Below are 580 nucleotides of genomic sequence, written 5' to 3'. Positions count from 1 at the left end.
AAACGATTCATGAGCAAATACCTCGCATGAAGAAATTCAATATTGCTTTGCGCTTTATAGGGGATCGTTCCCGATTACCTTCACATTTAGTTGCCTTAATGGAAGATGCAGAGCAACAAACAGCACATCATGACGCCATGACATTAACTATTGCAGTAAGCTATGGTGGTATGTGGGATATTGCAAATGCAGCTAAGCAGGTTGCTCAAGCAGTTTCCCGTGGCGAAATTGACGCTGATCAAATAAATGTTGATTTGTTCGAAAAATATGTCAGTCTAAACGATCTGCCAGCTGTGGACTTGTTGATCCGTACAGGTGGAGATTTCCGTATATCTAACTTCTTGTTATGGCAAGCAGCTTATGCGGAGCTGTATTTTACGGATACTTTGTGGCCGGAATTTACAGTGGAAGAATTCGACCATGCATTGAATGTCTTTTCAGGGCGTGAACGTCGTTTCGGTAAAACATCTGAACAAATTCAGCAAGAGAAAATCGAGAAATTATAATGTTAGAGCGGATTGTTACCGCATTGGTACTTGTTGCAGTTGTTTTGGGCTGTATGTTTGCTACGCAATCACAT

The 580-nt window shown here is 41.2% G+C and carries 1 protein-coding gene; it reads left to right on the top strand.

The annotated features are described in order from the left end of the window. A partial coding sequence (uppS, locus tag ABD296_RS50005; RefSeq protein WP_344285717.1) for a polyprenyl diphosphate synthase occupies nt 1–506 on the top strand: 506 nt, incomplete at its 5' end. Nucleotides 507–580 lie beyond the last annotated feature (74 nt).

Origin of the sequence: Actinomadura napierensis (assembly GCF_039529375.1) — a bacterium.
Classification (GTDB): Bacteria; Actinomycetota; Actinomycetes; order Streptosporangiales; family Streptosporangiaceae; genus Spirillospora; species Spirillospora napierensis.
Note: the sequence above shows the minus strand (reverse complement) of the source record. Positions and strands in the feature narration are given on the sequence as shown.